19 protein-coding genes and 1 riboswitch are annotated in these 19,440 nt (G+C 42.1%); of the genes, 11 read left to right on the forward strand and 8 right to left on the reverse strand.

The genetic code is table 11. The features are described from left to right. Nucleotides 1-132 precede the first annotated feature (132 nt). A complete protein-coding gene (locus F893_RS10690; protein ID WP_005251978.1) occupies nucleotides 133-1,083 on the forward strand; it encodes an AraC family transcriptional regulator in 951 nt (316 codons plus the stop codon). Between the two features lie 2 nt (nucleotides 1,084-1,085). Here the strand turns inward: F893_RS10690 and lpxB are convergent, their stop codons facing one another. Next, nucleotides 1,086-2,258 carry a lipid-A-disaccharide synthase gene (gene lpxB / locus F893_RS10695; protein WP_005251985.1) on the reverse strand — a complete coding sequence of 391 codons (1,173 nt, stop codon included), beginning with the start codon at nucleotides 2,256-2,258 and terminating at the stop codon, nucleotides 1,086-1,088. Nucleotides 2,259-2,645: 387 nt separating this feature from the next. On the opposite strand from lpxB, the gene F893_RS10700 reads away from it, so the two are divergent. From F893_RS10700 to F893_RS10710, 3 genes are all read left to right on the forward strand, one after another. Beyond that, nucleotides 2,646-3,536, forward strand: a complete 891-nt coding sequence (locus F893_RS10700; RefSeq protein ID WP_004647097.1) for a sulfite exporter TauE/SafE family protein — start codon at nucleotides 2,646-2,648, stop codon at nucleotides 3,534-3,536. Between the two features lie 127 nt (nucleotides 3,537-3,663). Beyond that, the gene (locus F893_RS10705) at nucleotides 3,664-4,755 is read left to right on the forward strand and encodes a 3-deoxy-7-phosphoheptulonate synthase (RefSeq protein WP_174766804.1); all 1,092 of its coding nucleotides are present in this window, start codon (nucleotides 3,664-3,666) and stop codon (nucleotides 4,753-4,755) included. 64 nt (nucleotides 4,756-4,819) lie between these two features. After that, the gene (locus F893_RS10710; protein WP_005251987.1) at nucleotides 4,820-5,344 is read left to right on the forward strand and encodes a protein tyrosine phosphatase family protein; all 525 of its coding nucleotides are present in this window, start codon (nucleotides 4,820-4,822) and stop codon (nucleotides 5,342-5,344) included. Nucleotides 5,345-5,346: 2 nt separating this feature from the next. On the opposite strand, the gene ispF is transcribed toward F893_RS10710, so the two are convergent. Further along, nucleotides 5,347-5,835, reverse strand: a complete 489-nt coding sequence (ispF, locus tag F893_RS10715) for a 2-C-methyl-D-erythritol 2,4-cyclodiphosphate synthase (protein WP_005251989.1) — start codon at nucleotides 5,833-5,835, stop codon at nucleotides 5,347-5,349. Between the two features lie 100 nt (nucleotides 5,836-5,935). On the opposite strand from ispF, the gene F893_RS10720 reads away from it, so the two are divergent. After that, entirely contained in the window at nucleotides 5,936-6,589 is a 654-nt protein-coding gene (locus tag F893_RS10720; RefSeq protein ID WP_005100107.1) for an A1S_1983 family putative colistin resistance protein, read from the forward strand. A gap of 83 nt (nucleotides 6,590-6,672) precedes the next feature. On the opposite strand, the gene F893_RS10725 is transcribed toward F893_RS10720, so the two are convergent. The 6 genes from F893_RS10725 to F893_RS10750 all read right to left on the reverse strand — a co-directional run bounded on the left by F893_RS10725 (nucleotide 6,673) and on the right by F893_RS10750 (nucleotide 12,773). After that, nucleotides 6,673-7,917 (reverse strand): D-amino acid dehydrogenase, encoded by a 1,245-nt coding sequence (locus tag F893_RS10725; protein ID WP_005251999.1) that lies wholly within the window; start codon nucleotides 7,915-7,917, stop codon nucleotides 6,673-6,675. Nucleotides 7,918-8,052: 135 nt separating this feature from the next. Then, nucleotides 8,053-8,140: riboswitch (glycine riboswitch) on the reverse strand. Between the two features lie 300 nt (nucleotides 8,141-8,440). Continuing rightward, nucleotides 8,441-9,349 carry an AEC family transporter gene (locus tag F893_RS10730; RefSeq protein ID WP_005252001.1) on the reverse strand — a complete coding sequence of 303 codons (909 nt, stop codon included), beginning with the start codon at nucleotides 9,347-9,349 and terminating at the stop codon, nucleotides 8,441-8,443. 125 nt (nucleotides 9,350-9,474) lie between these two features. Beyond that, nucleotides 9,475-9,996, reverse strand: a complete 522-nt coding sequence (locus F893_RS10735) for a GNAT family N-acetyltransferase (protein WP_005252003.1) — start codon at nucleotides 9,994-9,996, stop codon at nucleotides 9,475-9,477. 67 nt (nucleotides 9,997-10,063) lie between these two features. Continuing rightward, the gene (aroC, locus tag F893_RS10740; RefSeq protein ID WP_004280471.1) at nucleotides 10,064-11,158 is read right to left on the reverse strand and encodes a chorismate synthase; all 1,095 of its coding nucleotides are present in this window, start codon (nucleotides 11,156-11,158) and stop codon (nucleotides 10,064-10,066) included. A 13-nt stretch (nucleotides 11,159-11,171) separates the two neighbouring features. After that, nucleotides 11,172-12,182, reverse strand: a complete 1,011-nt coding sequence (prmB, locus tag F893_RS10745) for a 50S ribosomal protein L3 N(5)-glutamine methyltransferase (RefSeq protein ID WP_004647103.1) — start codon at nucleotides 12,180-12,182, stop codon at nucleotides 11,172-11,174. A gap of 204 nt (nucleotides 12,183-12,386) precedes the next feature. After that, the gene (locus tag F893_RS10750) at nucleotides 12,387-12,773 is read right to left on the reverse strand and encodes a lysozyme inhibitor LprI family protein (protein WP_005100100.1); all 387 of its coding nucleotides are present in this window, start codon (nucleotides 12,771-12,773) and stop codon (nucleotides 12,387-12,389) included. Nucleotides 12,774-12,973: 200 nt separating this feature from the next. On the opposite strand from F893_RS10750, the gene F893_RS10755 reads away from it, so the two are divergent. The 6 genes from F893_RS10755 to F893_RS10780 all read left to right on the forward strand — a co-directional run bounded on the left by F893_RS10755 (nucleotide 12,974) and on the right by F893_RS10780 (nucleotide 18,886). Then, nucleotides 12,974-13,282 (forward strand): hypothetical protein, encoded by a 309-nt coding sequence (locus tag F893_RS10755; protein ID WP_004731213.1) that lies wholly within the window; start codon nucleotides 12,974-12,976, stop codon nucleotides 13,280-13,282. A 160-nt stretch (nucleotides 13,283-13,442) separates the two neighbouring features. Next, entirely contained in the window at nucleotides 13,443-14,819 is a 1,377-nt protein-coding gene (locus F893_RS10760) for an ABC1 kinase family protein (RefSeq protein WP_005252006.1), read from the forward strand. A 246-nt stretch (nucleotides 14,820-15,065) separates the two neighbouring features. Further along, nucleotides 15,066-16,352: an acyl-CoA dehydrogenase family protein gene (locus F893_RS10765; RefSeq protein ID WP_171066781.1), complete on the forward strand. Its 1,287-nt coding sequence runs from the start codon at nucleotides 15,066-15,068 to the stop codon at nucleotides 16,350-16,352. 23 nt (nucleotides 16,353-16,375) lie between these two features. Further along, complete coding sequence (locus tag F893_RS10770) at nucleotides 16,376-17,575, forward strand: acyl-CoA dehydrogenase family protein (protein ID WP_005252009.1); 1,200 nt, start codon at nucleotides 16,376-16,378, stop codon at nucleotides 17,573-17,575. Between the two features lie 113 nt (nucleotides 17,576-17,688). Next, entirely contained in the window at nucleotides 17,689-18,180 is a 492-nt protein-coding gene (locus F893_RS10775) for a GNAT family N-acetyltransferase (protein ID WP_005252011.1), read from the forward strand. Nucleotides 18,181-18,304: 124 nt separating this feature from the next. Then, nucleotides 18,305-18,886, forward strand: a complete 582-nt coding sequence (locus F893_RS10780; RefSeq protein ID WP_005252013.1) for a lytic transglycosylase domain-containing protein — start codon at nucleotides 18,305-18,307, stop codon at nucleotides 18,884-18,886. The last annotated feature ends 554 nt before the right edge of the window (nucleotides 18,887-19,440 follow it).

Here is a 19,440-nt window from a genome sequence, read left to right on the forward strand (position 1 = left end):
CGAACAGTATTCAACGTCCAGAAAAGCTATGTCAGCGTCTTTGGCACATGCTGCCAAATTCTGGCCTAAAATCACAAAGTTAAAAAATTTATAGTCAATTAAATTAAATAAAACAGAAGAATAGAGTTAGGCATGGATGCTTTAAGTAAAATTTTTGATGATATTCATCTGGAAAAATCGGAATATCTTTATCTGAATGTATTTCATCCGGGCGGCTTTGACTATCAACATGAACCCTTTATGCTGGCCTATATCCTGTTACAAGGACAGGCGCAATTAAAGTTCATGAATGGTGATCGACTGGAGCTGCAACAAGGTGATCTGGTGCTATTACCCGCAGGTTCCTCCCATCATGTTTCCTCCCCAGACAATGCCGATTTTTCTGAGCACCATGCGATTAATCCTTATTTTCAGAGCAATGCACAGCAATGTGTTGATCTCAATCGGGAAAATTCGGCGGATTATAGTTTCATACTGGCTATTCGTTCTAGCTTGGATATCCAGATGGCCAAACCTCTTTTGAGTGCATTACCTAAATACCTGCATATTCAACATATTCTGGGTGATACGGCGCCAGAATGGTTACAGGTTGGCTTGCAGTTTCTGGCACTGGAAACCCAGCAGCTTCGTCCCGGACGTGACAAGATTCTGGATCATCTGGTCAGTATTTTACTGATTGAATGCGTACGTGATTATATTTTAAACCTAGAAAATGCCTCGAGCTGGCTAAATGCGCTCTCGCATCCGGAACTATCCAATGCACTGGCAGCGATTCATGGCAAACCTGAACAATTCTGGACTGTAGAAAGTCTGGCCGAACAATGTCATATGTCACGTTCCAAATTCGCCCAGTTATTTACCCAGATTGTCGGTGAACCGCCCCTTGCCTATCTGCAACAGCACCGCCTGCGTCTGGCAGCGCAATATTTGAGAAATAGTGGATTTGGTATCCAGCAGATCGCTTATCTGGTTGGTTATTCATCCGAGACGGCGTTTAGTCAAAGTTTTAAAAAACAGTTTGAACAGACGCCGACCCAATACCGGCTGAATTGTCAGAAGAACCAGTCTTTATTACCAGACTAAAATTACTGGACTAATGCCAATACTGCTGTGACCGGATCTTCGCTATTGCCAGAAAGTAGCTGCTTGTGCATGGTGATATGCTGCATAACCTGAATCTGCGCTGCTTCAATATCCATCAGTTTTTCAATTTCAGCTGCCAGATTTTCCGGGGTAGCATCAGACTGGATCAGTTCCTGAATTACTTTTTTGCCGGCAATAATATTCGGCAAGGAGAAATAAGGGATTTTGACCAGTAATTTGGCAATTTGATAAGTCAGCCAGTGCAATTTATAAAAAGTTACCATCGGACGGTGCAGCAACATCGCTTCAAGCGTTGCTGTTCCAGACGCCAGTGCAATGATATTGGATGCATTCATGACCTGACGGCCAATTTTGGACTCAGCGCTGGTATTTTCCATCAGGCGAATCTGGGCTTTTAAGCTCTCAGGATAAGTGGCCAATAAACTTTCGATTTGCTGTTTACGCGCATCACTAATCGCAGGAATCAGAAAGGTATAATCCGGATATTTGTGATGCAGAATATTGGCAGCATCCAGAACCAAAGGTCCCAAACGCTCAATCTCGCCACGACGACTGCCTGGCAATAAGGCAATATATTTCTGATGTGGATCCAGACCTAATTCTGTCTGAGCATCCAGAATCGGATTTTCAAGCGGCAACTGACTGGCGAGCGGATGTCCAACAAAAGCTGCCGGAACATCCCATTGCTTGAAAAAGGCTTTTTCAAATGGAAATAGGCACAGTACCAGATCAATACTGGCTTTAATGCCATGTATACGGCCTTGACGCCATGCCCAGACCGAAGGACTGACGTATTGCACAGTTTTAATCGGTAACTGTTTTTGTTTAATGGTTTTTGACAAACGCAGGTTAAAATCAGGCGCATCAATCCCGATAAAAATATCGACCGGATCTTTAGTCCAGGTTTCCACCAGACCATCCCGCACAGCAAACAGTTTTTTAATATCTTTTAAAACTTCGACAATGCCCATCACCGATAAAATATCCATCGGATAATAGCTTTTAAAGCCTTCAGCGATCATTTGTGGCCCACCGATACCTTCAAATTCAGCATCAATGCCTTGCTCACTAAAACGGCGAATCAATTTTGCGCCAAGCGTATCTCCAGAAACTTCACCGACCACGATTCCAATTTTAAGTTTTCGATTTAGCAAGTGGGTTTCCTCTCAGATCCGCATGGAAATTTATTGAATCGGGATTCTAACATAATCCTATGGCTATTCCGGAAGAAGCTTAAGTATCTTCTAATTTTAAGAAACCCACCGTTTAGAATAACTTAGTCAATAAGGGAGCTTGCATAAAAAGAATTAAATCGACATTTACAGGTACATTCAATTAGACAGAAATGGGGCAAATCGGACAGTTAAAATCAATCATTATATTCGCACTTTATACATAACCCAGTGAATAAACATGAAAGATCACCTAATATTCTTCACCTAGCTTTATCTTTTTTATGCATAAGTAAATCAATAATCAAGACAACGACTTATATCCAAAAGTCATAAGATATGCTCGTTTTTTGATTTTGGCATATATGCATGTTTGGTCCGATTGAATTTATTTTAGCAGGCGTTCTGGTAGGTTTTTGTGTAGGTGTCACCGGTGTCGGTGGCGGTTCATTAATGACGCCAATTCTTATCAGTTTATTCCGGATTGAACCGCATATCGCGATTGGTACTGACCTGCTCTATGCCGCGATTTCTAAATTCTGTGGCTCGTTTGTGCATGCCAAGAAAATGAATATTGTCTGGCCGATTGTGATCTGGCTGGCCGTTGGCAGTATTCCCGCATCTTTTGCAACACATTGGGTTCTTGATAACTATCTGAGCCAATCAACGCATTACAAGGCCGTCCTGACCATGGTATTGGGCTTTATGCTAACCATTACCGGCTTATCCATTCTGTTTCGTAGCCAGATCGAAAATCTTTTTAATAAATACAGAAAACAAGAACTACCGGATATGACCCAAGATCTGGAAAAAGTAAAGCTGCAAGCCAAGGAAAAGCGCGTAGCCATTATCATCATGGGCATTATCTTGGGCATATTTGTCACGCTCTCTTCAGTGGGTGCCGGCGCATTTGGCATCATGGCACTTGTAGTGATGTTCCCGAATCTGCCGATGATTCGTATTATTGGCTCTGACGTGGTGCACGCGGTATTACTGACACTGGTCGCAGGTCTAGGTCATATGTCTTCAGGCAACGTCGATTTCATGCTGCTCATGTGGTTATTGGTGGGGTCTATTCCGGCGATTATTGTCGGCACTTTACTCAGCTCACGTATGCCGGAAAAACTGATCCGCAAAATTTTAGGTATTACCCTATTTGCGCTGGGCGTGAATTTCATGATTAATCCTGTGAAATCAAAACCGGCTCAACCTGCTGAAACAGCAATGATAATTGTGAATCAAAATTCCCCGTCCGTTTAAGTTAACTATCCGATTCATCACTTTTTTTTCAAAGAAGTATTCATCTTTTTTATAACAAAGTGACGCATCATTCATGTTATATTTGGGCTATTAAACAACCTTTTGTATGATCGAACCAGTGACGGCAATGAATACACAACAGTCAAATCCTATTTCAGCATCAGATATTGATGACGTGAATATCCACAGCATGATTCCTCTTGTAACCCCTGCTGAGCTTAAAGCAGAGTTACCGTTGACTGAAACTGCTTATCAAACCGTACTGCATGGTCGTGAAACGATTCGTAAAATTCTGGATGGTGAAGACAAACGCCTGTTCGTTGTAATTGGCCCTTGTTCTATCCATGATCCGGCGGCGGCGCATGAATATGCTGAACGCTTAAAAGTACTGAGCGAAAAAGTTAAAGACAGCTTATACATCGTGATGCGGGTTTATTTTGAAAAACCACGGACTACCGTAGGCTGGAAAGGCCTGATCAATGACCCAGACATGAATGATTCATTCAATATTGAAAAAGGTCTGCGTATCGGTCGCAAGCTATTACTTGAACTGAATGAAATGGGCTTGCCATGTGCCACTGAAGCACTTGATCCAAACTCGCCACAGTATTACCAAGACCTGATTTCATGGTCAGCAATTGGTGCACGTACCACAGAAAGCCAGACCCATCGTGAAATGTCTTCTGGTCTTTCTTCACCAGTCGGCTTTAAAAATGGTACTGATGGCGGTTTAACGGTCGCGACCAATGCGATGCAATCTGTGAAACATGGTCACAGCTTCCTCGGTCTGAATGATCAAGGCCAGGTGGCTGTGATTCGCACTTCAGGCAATCCTTATGCTCACGTGGTATTGCGTGGCGGTAATGGCAAGCCGAACTACGATGCAGGCTCGGTTGCCGATGCAGAAGCTGCTCTAGCCAAGGCCAAAGTCAGCACCAAGATCATGATTGATGCCAGCCACGCCAACTCTAACAAAGACCCGTACCTGCAACCACTTGTACTTAAAAACATTTCCGAACAAATTCTTGATGGAAACAAGTCAATTGTTGGTATTATGGTAGAAAGTCATCTTAAGGGTGGTCGTCAGGACATTCCGGCGAACCTGAATGATATGGAATACGGTCAATCCGTTACGGATGGCTGTATCGACTGGGAAACGACTGAAAAAGTTTTACTCGACATGCATGAGGCATTGAAAGACATTTTACCTAATCGTTAAATGATCTGACCAACGCCATCGCCAAGATGGCGTTTGCATTTCTAGAACAAGGAAAATTTATCTGATGAATGATATTGAAACGGCATTAAGCCAGATTGAGAATTTTCAGTTCATACACGAACATCTGTTTAGCTCCGGTCAACCGACCACTACCCAATTACAGCTGATGAAAGAATACGGTGTATCTACAGTCATCAATGTGGCGTTGACCGATAGCGAACAGTATCTGCCGCATGAAGATAAAATTTGCCTTGAGCTGGGACTGAACTATATTCAGGTTCCGATTTCCTGGGAAACCCCTTCAGACAATCAATGCCTGCTGGTACTGGATCTGATCGATCATCTGGTAAAAGAGCAAATGGTCTGGGTACATTGTTCGCAAAACTACCATGTCAGCTGTCTGATGTACTTATATCGTCAGTACTATATGGATATGGATCTACCTACAGCACAAGAATACTTGCATCAGATCTGGGAACCAAATGAAACCTGGACTGGTTTAATGCATGCAGTTGCCCTACAGTTACAAGGCCGTAAAGCAACGCAGGAACTGGAACTTTCCTTAATTAATCCAAATTATTTTGCCTGATTTTATTTACTATGGCTCAATAACACGGTTGCCATCGACATAATGCCTTCCTGACGACCGGTAAAACCTAACTGTTCAGTGGTGGTGGCTTTAATACTGATTTGAGTCACATCAACATCCAAGACATCTGCAATACTTTGACGCATCGCCAGATTGTGCTTAGCCAGTTTTGGACGTTCACAAGCCACCGTAATATCAGCATTATTCAGGCGATAACCACGATCCAGAATCAGCTGATAAACATGCTTGAGTAGTACCCGACTATCTGCACCTTTAAACTCAGGATCTGTATCCGGAAAATGTTGGCCAATATCTCCAAGCGCCAATGCACCCAACAAAGCATCACAGAGTGCATGCAGAACCACATCACCATCCGAATGTGCTTTCAGACCGTGAGTATGCGGAATTTGAATGCCTGCCAGAGTGACAAAATCACCTTCTTCAAATGCATGCACATCCAGACCCTGGCCAATACGAATTTGTGCAATCACCTTATACATCCTTTAGAAATAGCCCATTGAAATCTTGTACACTTGCTTTCTATTTCGCTATAGTTAGACCAAGCGTAACACAGTGAAAGTATAAGCGATCATGCTACTGAAAACTGATATAAATATGTTGAAAATAATTGGCCTGATGCTCGGTCTGGGGATGATTTCTACAGGTAGCTCGGCGATCACACTAAACTGTAGCGATGACAGCCAAAAAACGGCTGCCATGAATAAAGTCTGCTCAGCATCGCTGGCTGAATCTCGTGCAAAACTCGCAGACCAATACTTTACTGCTTTTCTGATTACCGATGCGCCTGTGCGCTTATTGCAAGATAGCCAACAATTATGGGCGACCCGTTTACAGCAATGCAAAACGCTAGACTGTTTTAAACAGCAGTTTGAATGGCGTTTAGATGATTTAAATGTCTATATTTCACTGAATCAAAGTCTGACCCAGCATTATATTAAGTTTGAACAGGGACAAATCGCCAAGCAGCCTGTACATCTCAAGATTCATCAACTGACCAAAGACCGGATCAAGATTGAAGGCCTAGCCTATCGTAATCCGAATAACCGGACCGAGAAACAGATCATTCCTTTTTTAGCCTATACTACGCCTGAGACAAAAAACCAGATCACCGATAACGAAAATGACTGCCGCTATGAGTTTAACTATAGTAAAGCCATTTTAGCGGTCAGTAGCCAGCAAAAAGGCTGTGAACGTTTTACCGGTATTTATCGACTATATGATTGATTTATTTTGAAAAATATTATAATTTATCGTTATATAAAATGAGATTTTTGGTGTAAAAAATAGCCCGCAAGCGGGCTATCAATTTAAGCAGGATAGTATTGCGCAATTTCCTGACTGATTATTGCAGCCGTTGCAGCTGATAAAGTCCAGCCCAGATGACCATGCCCGGTATTGTAAAAGACCCGCTCATGTTTGCCACGGCGTACCACAGGCATCATATTTGGCATCATTGGGCGTAAGCCCGCCCAAGGCACCACATGCTCAGTACACAGGTCAAAATTACGATTGGTCCAGTCAATTAAAGGTTGAATCCGGTCAGCACGAATATCCCGGTTATAGCCATTAAACTCGGCTGTTCCTGCAACACGCAAACGATCCTTGCCTAGGCGTGACAAGACAATTTTCGCACTTTCATCTAGCAGACTGACCCAAGGTGCGTTGTTCTGGCTCTGCTCATCATTCAGTTGCACGGTAATCGAGTAGCCTTTGACTGGATAGACATTGACTCGTTCACCAAGTATTTCAGCCAATTGATAGCTGCCAACCCCTGCACAGACCACAATGGCATCTGCATTAATTTCCAGAACATCCTCTAGAGAGGAATGGACATTTTCAGTACTAGGTTTGCATTTAACCCGAATATTCTGAGCCTGATGATCAACAACAAAAACATCTTGACCAAACTCAAATTTCACGCCTTTTTGCATACAGGCTTTGGCCAAACCGGTACTAAATTTATGAATATCCCCGGTGGCATCGCTCTGACAGTAAAATCCTGCATAATAATCGCCAGTTAATGCAGGTTCGATCTGCTTGATTTCTGCATTGGAAATGGCATTGCGCTCCAGACCACCGCTACACAACAGATCATTGACTTTGATCGCAACATCATAATCCGTTTTGTTATGATAAAAATGTAAAATGCCGCGTTTTTCTAAATTGAAATCAATATTTTCTGTTTCGGCAATTTCAAATAAGCGTGCTCTTGCCAGTAAAGCCAGCCGTACAGTCTCTCGGGTATTGGCTTCATAATGTTTGATATTGCCCAGAAATTCCATGAGCCAGCTGTATTTATGCACACTGAAAGAAGGATTGAGCAAAAGTGGTGCGGTTTTTTGTGACATCCATTTGATGCCTTTGAGTACCGTGGCTTTCTGGTTCCATACTTCGGCATTACAGGCAGAAAGCTGGCCGCCATTGGCAAAGGATGTTTCCATTGCCGGATAAAGATGCCGATCAACCACAGTCACTTGATAGCCTGATTGTGCCAGCTCATAAGCTGTGGTTACTCCGGTAATACCGGCCCCAATCACCACGACATGACGCATAGACACCTCCTTGATTATATTGATGTCTTTTCCCATCTGTCATGTGTACCTGAGAGCTTCGGTAGATACATTGCACATCAATGCGGCCACCTTCCCCTTCGGTGAGTGATTGAACACTTCTCTCCAGAGTTTTTATCCATTATCACAGTCCTTTTGCCTGAGAGTTTCCTGGGACCTTGCTCCTTCGGCGAATGCAGAAGCATTTCTCTCCTGCAATAATGTTTTATTATCATGAGCAATTTATATACCATTTTTAGGAGAAACACAGTTTTTATTTATGTTAATTCACGTGAATTTATCCATGATTCTTTTTTTTAATTAACAGTATACATGTGTGATAGAGGATATTGCCTAGATATTAAATTTTTAGATTTTGCTGCCGTAAGTAAAACGAGTAAGTTCTACCCTTTATAAAATTCCAGAACTTATTTAATTTTGGCGCTTAAATAAAATTTAACCTTTTTTTTGCTTAGGCTATTTTAATAATTCAAAATGTAGAGTTTTCCTTATCCATTTTAGAATTTTAGATAAGCCAAGAAAGCATCAGTACTAAGCTTACTGCTGCGACCACTGTTTGTACACTGATAATACTGGCCATTAACTCGCTATCGCCGCCATATACCCGGGTTAAAACATACGAAGCTGAGGCGGTAGGAAGTGCAAAGAACAAGACCAAAACCTGAGTAGTTAATGCATCAATCTGGAAAATTTTACACACTAAAAATGCAATCAGCGGCATTCCGAACAGGCGGCCAAAGGTTATCAGGCTGAGTGGCAACACATCACGCTGAAAACCCTGAAACTGTAAGGCTGCTCCCACACACATCAAACCGAGCGGCAAACTGCACAGTGCAATCTGTTTAAGAAACTGCTCTGCTCCCATCCAGAGTGACAAACCAGAAAGATTAAATAAACCACCCACAATACAGCCTAGAATTAATGGATTTTTAGACAAATCCAGGATGATTTTTTTCAGCTGCATATCGTGACTACGGGTAAATGCCAGCACCGATAAGATATTCACCAAAGGAATACACAGCACCATGATCACCGCGAAGATGGTCATACCTTGCTGATGAAATAAGGCACTAACAGCAGCAAGGCCAATATAGGTATTAAAGCGCAGCAAGCCCTGAACATAGACGCCGAAACGCGCATAAGATATCTGGTAAATATGACGCAAAATATACAGTGCAATACTGACCACAGCCATTATACTAAATACGACAAGCACTACATCCTGAATGACATCCATTTGAATCTTGGCAGTGGCCAGATTTAAAAACAGCATCACCGGAAACAGTGCATAATAATTTAACTTTTCTGCGCCTCGCCAAAAATCATCACTCAACCATTGCCTGCGCTTAAGTAAATAGCCAAAGCTGATCAGTCCGATGAGAGGAAATAAAGAAGTTAAAATAATATGCAGCATATGACATCCTGGTCTGTTTTCTGCCTAATCTTAAGTCACTTAGACTAAACAGAAAACTTAGCATGTTCAGGAGCTTTCCCACTACTCAATTTAAGCAGTAAAAAGCTTGAATTTTCACCAACTAATCATATTGATCTGATGATTTTTTCTAAAATCAGTAAATGTAACGGAATCAAAGGTTCTCCGAGCTTTTGACCCAGTGGATATGCTTCAATCTTTTCAGTCAGCTGATAGCCATGGCGCTGATAATATGCCAACAGTTCAGTACGAACATTTAACACTGACATCTGAATCACGTTCTTCTTAAATATTTCGAAAATATGGGATTCGGCAAAGTCCAATAATTGCTTGCCATAACCCGATTTTTGCTCAGCAGGTGCAACAGCAAAGCTTCCAATCTCTGCTACTTGCTGCCCTAAGCTCACGCCAATACAACCAAGAAGCTTATTTTCAATTTCCAACACAAACAGCTGAAAATCTGCTGAATTGAGCAATTCATATAACTGTTGTTCTTGAATACGATCACCCTGGATCATTCCTTCTTCTGTGGTCCATCCACCCCGAGTACGATAAGCTGTATTCATCAGTATGGTAAGTTGCTGAATATCAGCTTTGCTTGCCAATCGTATATTTTTATAGTGATTCATTTTATAAATAAAAAAAGTCAGACCGGAGTCTGACTTTAAAACAATTTCACTTTAAAGTTAAAGCAAATTATTTAGGTTCAATCGGTGCAAATGGCGCAACTACATCGGCATTTTGCGCACGGTGACGCATGAAATGATCCATGAGTACTATCGCCAGCATCGCTTCAGCAATCGGGGTTGCACGCACACCCACACAAGGATCATGACGGCCTTTGGTCAACACATCAGTATCTTCACGCTCAATATTGATGGTTTTACCCGGCGTGGTGATAGATGCAGTCGGCTTCAATGCAATCGCAACACGAATGTCCTGACCGCTAGAAATACCGCCTAGAATACCGCCAGCATGATTGGCCAGGAAGCCTTCTGTGGTGAGTTCATCACGGCTTTCATGACCAAACTGTTCAGCAACGCCAAAACCATCACCGATTTCTACACCTTTAACGGCATTAATCGACATCATGGCATGCGCAATATCAGCATCCAGACGATCAAAGACTGGCTCGCCCCAACCGACTGGCACTTTAGATGCAATGATCTCCAGTTTAGCGCCACAACTGGTGCCTTGCTCACGCAAAGACGTCACTAGCGCTTCAAAACGCGGTACTGCATCCACATCGCCACAGAAAAACGGATTGTTTGGAACTTCGTTCCAGTCCAGTTTCTCTGCTTTTTCAGTACCAATCTGGGTTACATGACCACGAATCTCAATGCCAAATTTCTCGAAAAGGAATTTCTTGGCAATTGCACCCGCAGCAACACGCATTGCCGTTTCACGCGCACTTGAACGGCCTCCACCACGGTAATCACGGAAACCATACTTTTGGGTATAGGTATAGTCGGCATGACCCGGTCGGAATGTCTGCGCAATATTGCCGTAGTCTTTCGATTTTTGATCCGTATTACGAATTAACAAACCAATTGAAGTACCGGTGGTTTTACCCTCAAACACACCGGAAATAATTTCTACTTCATCGGGTTCTTTACGTTGGGTTGCAAATTTCGATGTACCCGGCTTACGGCGGTCCAGATCCTTTTGCAAATCAGCTTCAGTCAGCTCAATGCCGGGTGGAACCCCATCGATGATCGCCATTAGGCCAACACCGTGAGATTCACCACAAGTCGTTACACGGAACAGTTGCCCTATACTATTACCTGCCATGTCAAACGACTCCTTATGCTTGAATAGACTGTATGAATAAATCACGGTAGGTACGACATTGCTCTGCAGTCAATGCAAAGATACCCGTACCACCTTTCTGGAATTGTAACCAGTAGAAATCAACCGAATTAAAGTTTTGGCGCATCGCCCATTCTGAGTTACCCACTTCGATCACGATCAGGCCATTCTCAGTCAGATAATCTGCTGCTTGAGCCAGCATTTTACGCACCAGATCCAGACCGTCCTGACCTGCAGCAAGTGCAAGCTCAGGCTCATGATGGAATTCCTCAGGCAAATCAGCCATATCTTCCGCATCGACATACGGCGGATTAGATACGATTAAATCGTATTGGTTTTCAGCTGGAATTTTTTCAAACAGATCTGATTCAAGCAAAGCGATCTGATATTGCTTGTCATGATGCTCAGTATTGATTTGCGCAACTTCCAAGGCTTCTTTCGAAATATCAGTCGCATCTACTTCCGCTTCAGGGAAAGCATAAGCCAAGGCAATTGCGATACAGCCGGAACCGGTACACATATCTAGAATGCGTTGTGGTGTTTTTGGATTCGGGTTTTCCGGCAAGTTATTCACCGCTTCACCCATTTGACCATGTTCACCCAGGAAATACGGGGCAAAACGGTTCTGAATCAGTTCAGCAATCGGTGAACGTGGAATCAGCACACGCTCATCGACATAGTAGGGTTTGCCGTCAAAGTAAGCCAGATTCAATAAATATGAAGTTGGAACTTTTTCATTAATACGGCGTTCCAGCAGACTTAAAAATTCGGCTTTTTCACTTGGCAATAATTTGGCATCTAGAATTTCAGCGTCCGCTTTCCATTCTAGTGACAGGGTTTGCAACACTAGCGCTGAACTTTCAGCAAAATAATCTTCTGTGCCTTGGCCCAAATGTGCATCGTATTGACGTAATGCTGTCACACCAAAACGAATAAAATCACGAATGGTGGTTAAATTTTCAGCGGCTTCCTGCATATGTTCAGGGCTAATAGTCGGTCGATCCACTTAAGGCGTCTCCAAGGTCATTTTTTTAAACGCCTTATGATACCCTGTTTTGCCTGCTTTTATAATGCTAAAAGCATGAAAAACACGAATTCTCTACGCTCACAAAAATTATAAAACTCCTGTTTTTGTGAGCGATTATGCCGATAAATGTTTACTTTATTCAGAGGTGTTTTTGTTAAATATCCATGTTAATGATATGACGACTTATCGAAAACCGGACGCATAAGAACGGGATTGATAAAGATTGGCCTGATCCATAATCAAAGCCAGCATACATTGCCCTTGTTGCTGTTTGGCATATTTTCCTGACATTCTAAAATTACATTGCTGGGCCAGTTTACGCTCCCACAATACATGCTGACTGCGAATGGCGGCGGTTTGATTCGGATTCAATTTAAGATAAGTTTTATAGTTTTTCTTCAGACGTTTATTGTGAACTTTCAGCTCTTTTTCCAGGCATTTTTCCGCTTTAGGTGTATTACCATAACTAAAATTCATGCACTGTGTATATTCCTTGGAATACCCAATAGCAGCCTGCGTCTGAACCGCAGTACCCGCAAAAATTGCAACTAAAAACCATGCAAGACGCATAACTTCCCCTTGACCGAAACCGGTACAATCCCAATAAATGTTTAACAATCAATATTGTTTAAATTATCCACTGATATTAACGCAGTCCAGACAAAAATCCTATGCCTTTCTCGGAATGAAAGATTAAACAGTTGCACAATTGAAAATTGGCACATGACCCACATATAATCCACATTCAATCTTCAAATGAGCCCAGATCTATGAGCTATAAGCACAATAATCTTATGGCGATGCGCCAGAATTACTGGAATGATAAAGCCTCCAGTCAGGTGCAGCAAGAAAAGGTATTTTTGCAGTCGACCTTAGTGCAACATGGCGTATTTACCGATGCGACATTGGACGATGCTAAATATCTGTTTTTTGGCTTGCCAAGTATTGTGATTGTAAAAGGCTATGCTTTGGGCTTCATGCATGACAGCGTACAGCGCCTGATTCATCAACATATTCAAACAAATAAACAACAGTTACAACAACGATCCGAATTAAAAATCCAATTTCAAATGGCATAATGCCCTGTCTAAACTGATACAAGTTGGTGAATAAATGAAAGCTTGCCTAGCTTTTACTATGAATTCAGCGGCTTAAACTTTTTTAATACGTGCAGAAACGCTACTATCCCTTACAATGATTTATTCTGCTTCATGCTGATGATGAAAGGATCGAGTTTACATGTCAGATCAGAACGATAAGCTTAAACAACTGAAAACCTCCTCTATGGATCGACGCTTATCGATCGCAAAGGCATCCTTGCTGGCAGGCACGCGTTGGGCGGCTTCTAGTGCAAGCTCCATGTTCTCAAGTGAAGAAGAAAAAGAAAAGAAACGTAAAAAAGCCATGAAAGAACAGGCTGATTATCTGGTGGCAGAAATTGGCAAGCTAAAAGGTTCTATCGTTAAAATTGGCCAGATGATGGCACTGTATGGTGAGCATTTTCTGCCAGAAGAAGTCACTCAAGCTCTAAATACCCTGAACAATCAGACGGTGGCATTGGCATGGCCAGCCATCAAGACCCAGTTACAGCGACAACTCGGTTCAAAACTCAACGATCTCACCATTGATCATGAACCTTTGGGCACAGCTTCTTTGGCACAGGTACATCGCGCTACCCGAAAATCTGATGGCATGGAACTGGTGTTAAAAATTCAGTATCCGGGTGTGGCAGAAGCCATTGATTCGGATATGAGCCTGTTTAAAAACATGCTGAAATTGACTCGCATCGTGCCGCAGACCCGCGAATTCGACCAGTGGTTCGATGAAGTCCGTGAGATGATGCACCGTGAAGTAAATTATCAGATTGAAGCAGATACCACGCGTCGTTTTGCGGCGCGTTTAAAAGATGATCCTCGTTATATCGTCCCAACCATTATTAATGAATATTGCTCAGATCGTGTGCTATGCATGACTTTTGAACGTGGTGTGCCGATCAATAGCCCGGTAATGTTATCCCTGCCCCAAGAACGCCGCAACCTGTTAGGTGAAGCGTCTCTGGAAATTGCAGTGCGTGAAATCTTCGAATGGGGCGAGATGCAAACCGATCCGAACTTTGGTAATTATCTGGTTCGTCTGGGCAATGGCGCAGATGTGCACGACAAGATCATTCTGCTCGACTTTGGCGCGATCCGCCAGTTTGACCAGCATCTGCTCAGTGTTGCGCGTAACCTGATCCAGGCAGGCTATCATCATGACTCGGATATGATGGTCAAGGCGATGACTGGTTATGAGTTTTTTGATTCGATTCCGCAAAGCATCAAACCGGATATGGCTAAAGTCTTTTTACTGGCCACCGAAGCGTTTAGTTCACCGCTAAATAATCAAGAATTGCCAGCTGGCATCATGGATGAACATAATCGCTATGACTGGAAAAAAAGCCAGCTGCATAGCCGTGTGATGCAACAGGCATCGAGATCTATGGCTTCACGTTATTTCAGTGTTCCACCCAAAGAATTTATGTTTATTAGCCGTAAATTTATTGGTGCCTATACCTTTATGACCGTGATTGATGCCAAAACCAATGTGCGTGCCATGATTAGACATCATCTTTCTTAAAATAAAATCTGCATCAAAAAGACCCGGATGATTTTGTCATTCGGGTCAATTTTTAGACATATTCGATTTTTTATATTTTTATCTTTCTTTTATTTTTCATTAATTTATTCCTCCATTTCTTCAATCCCCGAAACCTAAAAATTGTCAATCATTCGTGTCAGGGATGACATGGTTTTATCTCTGAGTGCATGTCAGTATTAAAAAAAATAACGTGACAACACCTTTAGGATAATCAGAATGAATAATATGGTGAATAAAGCCCAAGGATTTGGCTTGTCCATACTGACCAAAATCGCGGGTAGCGAAGTATTAGACCAGTTAAAGCTGCGGAAATTTGTAGAAAAATCACTTTATCAAAGTTCAAAAGTAGGATTCAAAACCCTGAGTCAAACCCAGAAAATCCTGAAATCTGGCCAGAAGATTCAAAAACAGCGTCTGCCGCATCAGTCTAAATCCTTATTTAATCTAAACCTGACTGAAGAACAGCAAATGACCTGTGATGCCATGCAGCAATTTGCCCAAGAGGTGCTGTATCCCTTGGCGCATGATGCAGATCAGCATGAATTATTTCCCCATGAACTCTGGCAATACAGCACTGATTTAGGTCTGAATTTCTATGCCCTGCCTGAAGCATTGGGGGGCGTTGCATCAGAACAGGATATTGTCAGCAATATTTTAATCGCTCAACATTTGGCACAAGGAGATTTCAGCCTGACCGCTGGCTTACTTTCGACTTTTAGTGTCATTAACGCCATTACCCGCTGGGGCTCAGAGCAAATTCAGGCAGAATATCTGGGCACTTTCGCAGAAAATCCTGAATTAAAGGCTACCTTTGCGGTGCAGGAAGAAACAGCAGCGTTTAACCCGGAGCAACTTAAAACCAAGGCTGTTGCACATCAGGGACATTATCTGATTCGGGGTGAAAAGACCTTAGTGCTCTTGGGAGAAAGTGCCGATCTGTATCTGGTCAGTGCTGATCTGGATGGCAGAGCTGAGGTCTTTGTGGTGCAACGCGACAGCACCATCACTGCGAAAAAGTCGCCTGCTATGGGTTTAAAGGCCACAGAAACAGTCACGCTCAAATTTGAAAATACTCCAGCACAGCGTCTGGGAGATGAAGATTTTGATTATCGTGCATTCGTAGATTTGGGCAATTTGATGTGGTGTGCAATGGCAGTAGGTACCTGTGAAGCCATTAAGAAATATTGTGTGCAATACGCCAATGAACGTATCGCTTTTGGCGAACCGATTTCCCATCGTCAGAGTGTCGCCTTTATGATTGCCGATATGGCCATTGAAATTGACGCGATGCAAGTGTTGATCTTGAATGCCGCTAGTCTGGCTGAATCGGGACAAAACTTTCATCGTGAAGCCTATCTGGCCCGTCTGCTCTGCGCAGAAAAATCCATGAAAATCGGCACCGATGGTGTACAGATTTTGGGTGGTCATGGTTTCACCAAAGAACATCCGGTAGAACGCTGGTATAGAGACCTGAGAGCCACTGCCATTCTCCATTCTGGCTTGCATGTCTGATCAAAACATAAAGAAGAACAATAATGAATCTACAAACTCCAAAAAAATTCAAGCTTTTGATTGATCAAGCACATGAAGTTGCCCTCAATGTTTTGCGCCCTATTTCACGTAAATATGACAAGGCTGAACACGCTTATCCGATAGAGCTAGACATGCTCGCTTCAGTCGTGGATGGCATGAACCAAGGTAGTGAAGGCATGAATGCAGGTGCAGCAGTCAATAAACGTGGCGATGCAGACAGCAGCAATAAAAATGGCATTAATATGTCTACCGCCCTGAGCATTATTGAAATGTGTTATGGCGATACTGGTTTATTACTTTCGATGCCACGTCAAGGATTAGGAAACTCAGCCATTGCAGCCGTTGCCAATGAGGAACAATTACAGCGTTTTCACGGGACTTGGGCAGCCATGGCGATTACCGAGTCAGGCTGTGGTTCAGACTCTGCGGCGATTCATACCACTGCGACTAAAGACGGTGATGACTATATTCTGAATGGTGAGAAGATTTTTGTAACATCCGGAGATCGTGCTGATGCAGTGGTCGTTTGGGCTACTCTGGATAAAAAGCTGGGACGATCAGCCATTAAATCATTTGTGGTGACCAAAGGTACTCCAGGAATGAAGGTTGAACGACTGGAACATAAATTAGGGATTAAATCATCCGATACTGCCACGATTAGCTTTATCAACTGTCGAGTACCTGCAGCAAACCTGCTCGGTCATGCAGAAATCGATGTTGCTAAAGGCTTTGCTGGCGTGATGGAAACCTTTGATAATACTCGCCCGCTGGTCGCCGCCATGGCGATTGGTTGTGCGAAAGCCTCGCTGGAACGCATCAAGGAGATTTTTAAGGATCAGCTGGACTCCACTTATGCCACACCGTATTTACAAAGCTCTAATATCGCAGCACAAATCTATCATATGGAAGCTGAATGGGAAGCAGCACGCTTGCTGATGCTGAAAGCCGCCTGGATGGCCGATAATCACAAACCAAATTCACGTGAAGCATCTATTGCCAAAGCCAAGGCCGGTCGGATTGGTAATGAAATTACCTTAGAATGTGTCGAACTTGCAGCAGCCACTGGTTATAACGAAACTGAACTTTTGGAAAAATGGGCACGTGATTCCAAGATTCTGGATATTTTTGAAGGCACCCAGCAAATTCAGCAACTGATTATTGCCCGTCGGGAATTAGGGAAATCATCGAGCGAATTAAAATAATGATTGCTCATTAAATAACGAATTAAGCTTACTTAAGTTGATTAAACGATGGATTTTTTAAGGATTTAAGGTTATAAAAATTCATCGTTTTTTCAAAATAAAATCAGACCAATATGTACTATATTCGTCCCATTCAGCCTGAAGATAATGCTCAAATTGCAAGCATTATTCGTCGTGTTTCCCAAGAGTTTGGACTGGCAGCAGAATCTGGTTTCGCGGTAGGCGATTCTATTTTAGATGAACTGTATCAAGTTTATCAGCAAACGAAATCAGCTTACTGGATTGTTGTGGATCAACAAAATAAAATTTACGGTGGTGGTGGAGTTGCGCTATTAAAAGGTGATGCAACTATTTTAGAAATTCAGAAAATGTACTTTTTACCTGAAATTCGTCAGCAGGGTTTTGCCAAGAAAATTTTAGAATTATCTTTTGAATTCGCACAGGCTCATCAGATTAAGTCAGTCTATCTAGAAACAACTAAAGTGCTTTGGCAAGCGGTGAAACTCTATGAAAAATTAGGTTTTCAGCATCTTGATCATCCTCAAGGCAATACCGGACATAGTGAAGCCTGTGAAATCTGGATGCTGAAAAATCTTTCAACTTAGAGATTTTTTAGTAGATAGATAAAGTTTGTACATTAATAAAGTGCTTTCATCAGCAGCAAGCTTGACTCTTGTATATAGGCTGCCTAACATCGAAATACGTTTATTCAGGCATGGAATTCACAGTTTGTTTGTTTCTCATTTATTCAATCCAATTAAATCTAAACGTTCACTATTTCATTCTCAATCTTTTAAATTTTCCTCTATTTTATTGAGCACTTTTCTTTTTGCGGGTTGTTCATCCTTGGGCGGAGGCTCGGTAGAAAAACGCGCAGCTAAGCTGTCTAAAGGCATTCAAACTGCTTATTCCACCCCATCCAGTACAGCTAATCGTGTTTCACCTTTAATTGTTCAACATGCACAAAATCAGGGTGTAGATCCACTTCTAGTGGCGGCTGTGATTCGTCAGGAATCTACTTATCGTAGCCAAGCAACTTCGCCAGCAGGTGCGGTAGGCTTGATGCAAGTGATTCCGAGATATTGGCAACAAACTTGTCCAGGTGATTTATACAATGAAAGCAGTAATATCCAATGTGGTACATATATTCTTTCTAAATATAATCAATCATCCGGTGACTGGAAGAAAGCGCTTGCCTATTATAATGTAGGTCCATCGGGTTATGAAAATAATCGTAAAATACGTAAACAAGGTAAACGTTATGCCAAACAAGTAAAACAGCATAAAAAAATGCTGAAAGACTCTCTATAATTACTGATTTAAGCTAATTAAATTAATAATGCTTAGGCTATTTGATGTAAAGCTTTGATAATTAGTAGTTATTAAATAATACCTATTGAAATTTCTGCTATGAAAGCATATTTAGAAAATATTAACTACAGTTGTGATACGCGTGTTCGGTAAAAATACCCTGCCATAAAAAACCAGCGATTCGCTGGTTTTTTATTTTTTAGGATTTATAAGATAGAACTGTAAAATCTTTTAGATCAAACTATATCGACCGGATAACACTAGTCATATTAACGCGAATCATCCTTCTAAAAAGACTTTAATAAGATTTCAGATAAATACTTCTATACACTTAAATTAATAAGTTCGTGGAGCTCGATAGGAAATGAATGCATATAGAAATCAGAATCAAAAATAAAAGACTTATTTCTAAAAACCACACATAAAAAATCCCCCTCTGCTAATGCGGAGGGGGATTTAGGAATAATGAGCTGGCGATGACTTACTCTCACATGGGTAACCCCACACTACCATCAGCGCTAAGAGGTTTCACTTCTGAGTTCGGGAAGGGATCA

The organism is Acinetobacter sp. CIP 102136 (assembly GCF_000369685.1).
Lineage (GTDB): Bacteria > Pseudomonadota > Gammaproteobacteria > Pseudomonadales > Moraxellaceae > Acinetobacter > Acinetobacter fasciculus.